Here is a 6,202-nt window from a genome sequence, read left to right as displayed (position 1 = left end):
CCCGCCCGACCGGCTTCCGCCGCCATAGGATGAACCACCGCCACCGCCAGCATTGCTTCCTCCACTATATCCGCCGCCCGAATTGCCGCCGCCGTATCCGCCTCCACCGCCGCTGTTCTCATCACGCGGAGCTCCGCTGTTCTCGCGATTGGACTCCAGGAACCGGACATTGTCTGCAATAACTTCCGTTACATACACACGCTTGCCCTCGTTGTTCTCGTAGTTCCGCACTTGAATGCGTCCCTCAACGGCCGCTAGACGGCCCTTGCGTAAGTAGTTTGCGCATGTTTCAGCCAGCTGGCGCCATGTAACGATCGGAATGAAATCCGCTTCGCGCTCGCGTTCTCCGCCTTGACCTGCTGACGAGAATGGCCGGTCTACAGCCAGCGTGAATTGCGTTACCGCAACTCCGGCAGGCGTATAACGCAGCTCGGGATCCCTCGTCAATCTGCCAATCAGTATGACACGGTTCAACATCTCATCGACCTCCCCATTCCCTTGCGTGGACTAGACTAAGCTACGTCTCTGACGATCAACGAACGAATGACTTCGTCTTGGATCTTCATGATACGGTCAAGTTCATTTACAACTTCAGTCGTTGCGTTGAAATGAACCAGAACAAAGTAACCATCACGAAGCTTGTTGATCTCATACGCAAGACGGCGTTTGCCGATCACATCGGATTTCGTGACCTCTCCGCCATTGGAGATGATGCCATTAAATTTCTCGACGAGAGCTTGAACGTTCTCTTGCTCGACGTCAGGACGAATGATATACATCACTTCATATTTGCGCATATTGTTTCACCTCCTTTTGGACTAACGGCCCCATAAAATGGAGCAAGGAACGAGCCATAGGCTCGCATCTCTATACTATATCAAATCGAGAAGCTCATGGCAAGCTGAGAATCGGGAGGCAACTTTGGCGCTTCACCCTCCTAGCACCTACAGTGCGATTACTTCGCCAACCAGTCCGCCAGCTCCTCCGTTTGGCTTAATACGGCAATGGGATCGTAATACCAGGAACGTTCTTCCTGCCAGATGTACACTTGATTCTGCTTCACCGCCGCAAGCGAACCCCAGATCGGATCGGCTTTGAGCTTGTCTATCGTCCATTCGTTAACATCCCCGACCGTCAATACAATATAATCGCCCACATATCCGGCCAATGTCTCCATAGACAATTCCATCCACTGCTTCTCCATCAGTTCCTCCGCTACCTCGGCTCTCGGCTTTCTTCCCAATGATTGATAGATGGGTTGTCCTCCGCGGCCGAAATTATCCCCGTAAGCCCAGACGGACTTATCCCCGAGTTCCAATATCGTAAAAGTGGCATCCGGCGGTATGACCGCCTCCACACGCTGCTTGGCGGCCGCAATCCGTTCGTCGTAATCCTTGAGCCATGCATTGGCTTTGTCCTCCAAGCCCAGCAGCTCGCCGAAATAGGCGATCTCTTCATGCGCATTTTTCAGATCGCCGTAGGGGACCGAAATCGTTGGCGCGATTTTATTCATCTGCTCGAACCGTTTTGGATCGTCTGTAGCCGTAATAATCAAATCCGGATCCAATTCCATCATTCTCTCAGGCGACGAATTGCCGTATTCGCCGATATCAGCTACTCCTTCAAGCGCCTCTACATAATAGGGATTTTTTAGATGCAGGCCAGGAGTCCCTACCGGAATGGCATCAAGCGCAATCAAGCTTCCTACGTAGTCGTCCGCAATAATACGTTTGGGCGACGTGGGGATCTGGATATCCCCGAACGCCGTCGTAACGGTTTTGGCGTTTTCCTTCTCCTCGCCGCCGTTGTTTCCGCCGCCGCAAGCCGCCAGCAATACCGTCAATACGACCATCATTAGCGCTGCTCCCAGGAAGCCGCGTTTTGTTCCCTGTTCTCTCATGACCTTCTCCCTTTCCTATCCCCGCAATTAGTATAATGATTATCATTATCACTAGAACACTTTACCTTCTCCCTCTGCAAAAGAAAATGTTCCTGCATGATCTGGGAGCATGTCATATTGTGATGTGGAGCTTACGAGGCGGAGCTGGGAGATGGTGCATTCTATGGAAGGAGACAATTCATCAAACTTTCCAATTGCAGCTCTATCGACCCGGGATCGATGCCATAAAATTTTCCGAAGTCATTGAGAATATGTACATTGCCCCGGCAAACTGCCATCAGCCGGCTCCATGCTTCGGACTGCAGCAATTGTCTGAACGCGAGCGAATCATGCGCCATCGTAATAAACAAGTAGTCACAATCGATATCGGGCACTTCCATAACCGGGAAAGATAAACATCCCTTGTCCATGATCCCTCTATCTACAAGCTCCTGCGGAACACGGAAGCCAAGATCATCATATAGAATAGGCGTCCCTCGGCCAAAGCCGCAATGGAATACATAAGCCGCATCCGCATAGATCTCCCACACGGCAGCCGTTCCCCGGAATACTTGATTCGTATCCAGCCGTGCGTTCGACTCGGCAGCCATTCGATCATATCTCTTTATAATTTCCTCTGCCGCTTCCCGCTTCCCCGCGATTTCCGCTACTCGGCGGAACTGCTCGCGCCAAGGCAGCTTGGTCATTGGAATCGCTTCTACGGCTGCATAACGATATAATTGCCAATCCTCCTGAATATCGCCTGTTACAAGAATGACATCCGGTTGCAGTCGCTCCAATGCTTTATAAGATCCGATCCCCTCCGACCAGCAGAGCTCCCGCATTCCTCCCTCGCTTGGATGTCCAAGCTGGCGATGGTTCGACCACGCCGAATACGCCCCCAATACAGGCTCTACGCCCAGCCCTATCAGCATTTCCGTGTAATTGTAAGTGGAAGCGACGATGCGACGCGGCTTGTTTCTGTAATTGGCAGGAGAAAGATCCAGGAGCGCTTTAAATTTTTTGCTCAGGTAGTAACCGTCGCGATAACCGACATGACGCGCGATTTCGTTCAAATTCGGAACAAGCCCTTTCAGAATCAACAGTTGCGCCTCCCTCACGCGCATAAGATTCAGATAGGAGGTATAGGTCAGCCCCGTCTTCTTACGGAATACCCTCGACAAGTGCTCGACGCTGACTTCCGCGTATGCGGACAACGCTTCACGACTCCACTCTTCCTTGAACCTTCGATGAAGCAGGTCGAGTACGTTCGTCAGCCATGGCATGTCCACTCCATCCCCTGCTTGCTTGTGTTGCTCCAGCAAGGCTGTCAGCAGCTCAAGAAAAATGCGTTGCGGTTCTAGTGGCTTCTCCTGCCGATTGGCCCAGGCTAATTCAAGTAGCCGACCCGTCTGGATGAAAGCATCGGACGAGCCCTTGACGGGCTTCTCGGGCAAGTCTGAAGGAGAAGGCGGCATACCATCCAGCGTCAGTGCGCGATACTCCACGACAATGGCTTTGAAAGCTTTTTCCGCTGCCCACTCCAGGCTGCTGCTTGCATTGCAGCACAGAATGGTACGCCTCTCGAGCTCGCGCTCAACTCCGTTATATACGACTCTTGCCCAACCATCCGTCACCAGGATGATAACAGGCTCTCGTGGCCCGACCGCCTCGGTAGACCATGGCAATTGTCCGCTGCTCAGTTGGTGTACCGCGATCGGCAAATAATAAGTGTAACCTGTCATGTCCGCTCCCTCCAGTCCTGTCTCAGTTATAGCGCGAATATGAAGACTAGGCAAGCTGTGCACCGTTATCTGCTACTTATGCGATTGGGACGCGTTGTTCATACTAAGCCATGGACGGGAGCAGGCAATGTTTCTTCATCTCATCAATGCTGCCCGACCGCTTCATACACAACTCATGGAGGTGCATCCAACGATGGGTGAATTTACGATCTTTAACCAAGGCGACCGGGCGCCGAATGACGGCACGTATATCGAGACTGGCGTCAATTCGTACCACATGGGCATTCAGAATCCCAAGAAAGTATCCTTGCACAAGGGCGAACGTTTCCCCGATAACACGAATCACGAGCGCAAGTGGATCCGGATGCCGAAATAACGTTTCAAAATATTTTGCAGCTGCATGAATACGTTGATGGTTATCGGGCATTATAATATCGACGGTGCAAGAGAGGTGTAGTTCCATTGGACCAGCAGGTGCAAGGATCTGAAGGAGAGTATTTCATCCACTACTTGTAAAGCGAGGCGTTGTGCTAAAGACTACGGTCCGTAAACACACAATTTCGATGAGCTCGAAGTGAGACAGGATACACGACGTACCAATCTAACAAAACCACCGTCGAGCAAGGGGGCTCCTCTTATAGGGAGCCCTCTTCTTCGTTTCATTTTCGGGGCTGTGCAGCCGCCTTACTCTCTAACGGAAACCAACCAATTTACCAAATCGTCCGCTCCGCTGCGTCTGGCCGCATCCAAAGGCGTCAGACCGTCATATCCGACCCAATTGATGTCGGCGCCGCAAGTCTTGAGATATTCCGCGGCTTCCCTTTGCCCGCCGTGACAAGCCAGCCAGAACGCTTGATTGAGCTGTTTTGGGTTCTTAGACTTATCCTCTTCAACAAATCGCCTTACCTCATCCATGTTCCCGAGTGCGGCCGCATGCCATAATAACTGTTTTGCCCCTCGTTCGGCCAGTCTGTGCGCCGTATCCCATTGTCCAAACGCTACAGCATCACTTAGAGCTGTTCCGCCGTCGATTACAGAGCCTCCAGCCTCAATATCTGCTCCCGCATCTAAGAGCGCGTCGAGCGCCTCTACATCGTTATTGCTGGCCGCCCAGTGCAGCGGAGTCTCCGCATGTGCTCCTTGGAACTTGGCATTCACGTCAGCGCCGTTTGTTACTAACAATCGGATGACTTCGGGACCGTTTGGAATACGGCCTGGCCAATCCGTAGCAATATGTAGCAGCGACCTTATGCCGCGATAATCTTGATTTTTGGTTTCGATTCTGACTTTAGAGAGACCTTCGTCAGCCTCAAGCAACTTTTTCAACCCTCCAGTGTCCCCAGCACGTATAGCTGCTGTTATTTCCTTCGCCAACGGCTCGTCATCTTGTATGTACATCGGGATGTCATTCACTCCTTCACTTCAATTGTCTTAGTGGAGCCATTACTACAGGATGAACGGAAGCAACTGTAACGGAACTGAAAGGCGTTATTTCAGCAAAATGCAGCATTTCGCAAATCTAATGGAACTGACAGCCCTTATGTTGGGCAAAAGTCCGCGGTTTGCCTGGATTTCTCACGAATAACGTCGCCGAGTTCCGTTAGATTTTAAAATCACGCCAAACGATCAATATAAGGGCCCTTATTTCCGTTAACACGTTGGCGATGATTGATTGCAGCTTCATTTCCAGTTTTACACACAATGAATCAACGGCCTCATGCCGGACCTTTCTTGCAGCATCCGAGCAGCATTTCGCTTCATTCCGGTCGAATAAAGTCTCCCTTTTCCATTACAGTTTGGCAATCTAAAAAAACAGGTATTTAGAGTCGCTGATGTCCGTTAGAAGCGCATACGCCTCCTCTGGCGGGCCTGTCCCTTCGAGGCTGATCGGCCAAGTTTAAAGCCTGTTTTTTCGCTATAAAAGTTCCCGAACTTTCGAGAACTTATATATTCTATTGTAGAACAAAAAACTCTTCCACAGCATGCTGTAGAAGAGTTTGATTGGAATTTGTATGGCGGAGAAGGTGGGATTCGAACCCACGCACGCTTTGACACGCCTAGCTGATTTCGAGTCAGCCCCCTTGGGCCTCTTGGGTACCTCTCCGCGTATGGGTGACACAAGAGAGATTGTACCATAGAAGTAATCATCGTTGCAAGTCATTATTCAATAAATATTCATCCCCTGCTTCGTTGCCTACTCGGGTCCTCTCCCTCAGTTCTAAATGTCATTTATGCGTCTTCCTGGTCCTTGGGATTCGAACGCAGCACCTTCTTCATGTTCTTCTCGAACTTCGCCCGTGGAATGAGTACGCTATGCTTGCAGCCTACGCACTTGATCCGTATATCCATCCCCATACGAATAATCTCCATCTCGTTCGTTCCGCAGGGATGCTGCTTTTTCATCATAACGATGTCACCTAAGTCGAACTGTTTGCGCTCCAACATGATCCCTCCCACTGTGATTCGTCCTCATTCAATTAATTCGCGTTCAAAAAGTTCGATTTTCAGCACATGAGCGTATGCTTCCGATGCTGCGTTTTTTTCAAAAACGCTGTAGAAGATTGGATGAAGGTAGAAA

Annotated in this window: 7 protein-coding genes and 1 tRNA gene; 1 reads left to right on the top strand and 7 read right to left on the bottom strand. The window is 50.7% G+C overall.

Translation table 11 applies throughout. The annotated features are described in order from the left end of the window. The 4 genes from PAT3040_RS22235 to PAT3040_RS22220 form a co-directional block, all read right to left on the bottom strand. The coding region (locus PAT3040_RS22235) for a single-stranded DNA-binding protein (RefSeq protein ID WP_108994427.1) at positions 1 to 477 on the bottom strand (477 nt) is incomplete at its 3' end. A gap of 35 nt (positions 478 to 512) precedes the next feature. After that, positions 513 to 797 carry a 30S ribosomal protein S6 gene (gene rpsF / locus PAT3040_RS22230; protein ID WP_108994426.1) on the bottom strand — a complete coding sequence of 95 codons (285 nt, stop codon included), beginning with the start codon at positions 795 to 797 and terminating at the stop codon, positions 513 to 515. A 158-nt stretch (positions 798 to 955) separates the two neighbouring features. Next, on the bottom strand, positions 956 to 1,900 hold the full coding sequence (locus PAT3040_RS22225) for an ABC transporter substrate-binding protein (protein WP_108994425.1): 945 nt from the start codon (positions 1,898 to 1,900) through the stop codon (positions 956 to 958). A gap of 161 nt (positions 1,901 to 2,061) precedes the next feature. Next, on the bottom strand, positions 2,062 to 3,624 hold the full coding sequence (locus PAT3040_RS22220) for a helix-turn-helix domain-containing protein (RefSeq protein WP_108994424.1): 1,563 nt from the start codon (positions 3,622 to 3,624) through the stop codon (positions 2,062 to 2,064). Between the two features lie 193 nt (positions 3,625 to 3,817). Here PAT3040_RS22220 and PAT3040_RS22215 point away from each other — a divergent pair, with 193 nt between their 5' ends. Next, positions 3,818 to 4,000: a YjzC family protein gene (locus PAT3040_RS22215; RefSeq protein ID WP_108994423.1), complete on the top strand. Its 183-nt coding sequence runs from the start codon at positions 3,818 to 3,820 to the stop codon at positions 3,998 to 4,000. 308 nt (positions 4,001 to 4,308) lie between these two features. Here PAT3040_RS22215 and PAT3040_RS22210 read toward each other — a convergent pair whose 3' ends face one another. From PAT3040_RS22210 to PAT3040_RS22200, 3 genes are all read right to left on the bottom strand, one after another. Further along, complete coding sequence (locus PAT3040_RS22210; RefSeq protein WP_108994422.1) at positions 4,309 to 5,022, bottom strand: ankyrin repeat domain-containing protein; 714 nt, start codon at positions 5,020 to 5,022, stop codon at positions 4,309 to 4,311. 615 nt (positions 5,023 to 5,637) lie between these two features. Further along, positions 5,638 to 5,728, bottom strand: a tRNA-Ser gene (locus PAT3040_RS22205). A 125-nt stretch (positions 5,729 to 5,853) separates the two neighbouring features. Then, positions 5,854 to 6,066, bottom strand: coding sequence for a DUF951 domain-containing protein (locus PAT3040_RS22200; protein ID WP_087572549.1), 213 nt, complete (start codon positions 6,064 to 6,066; stop codon positions 5,854 to 5,856). Positions 6,067 to 6,202: the final 136 nt, after the last annotated feature.

The sequence above is a fragment of the Paenibacillus agaridevorans genome, from assembly GCF_003112455.1.
Classification (GTDB): domain Bacteria; phylum Bacillota; class Bacilli; order Paenibacillales; family Paenibacillaceae; genus Pristimantibacillus; species Pristimantibacillus agaridevorans.
This window is presented reverse-complemented; position numbering and strand designations above follow the sequence as displayed.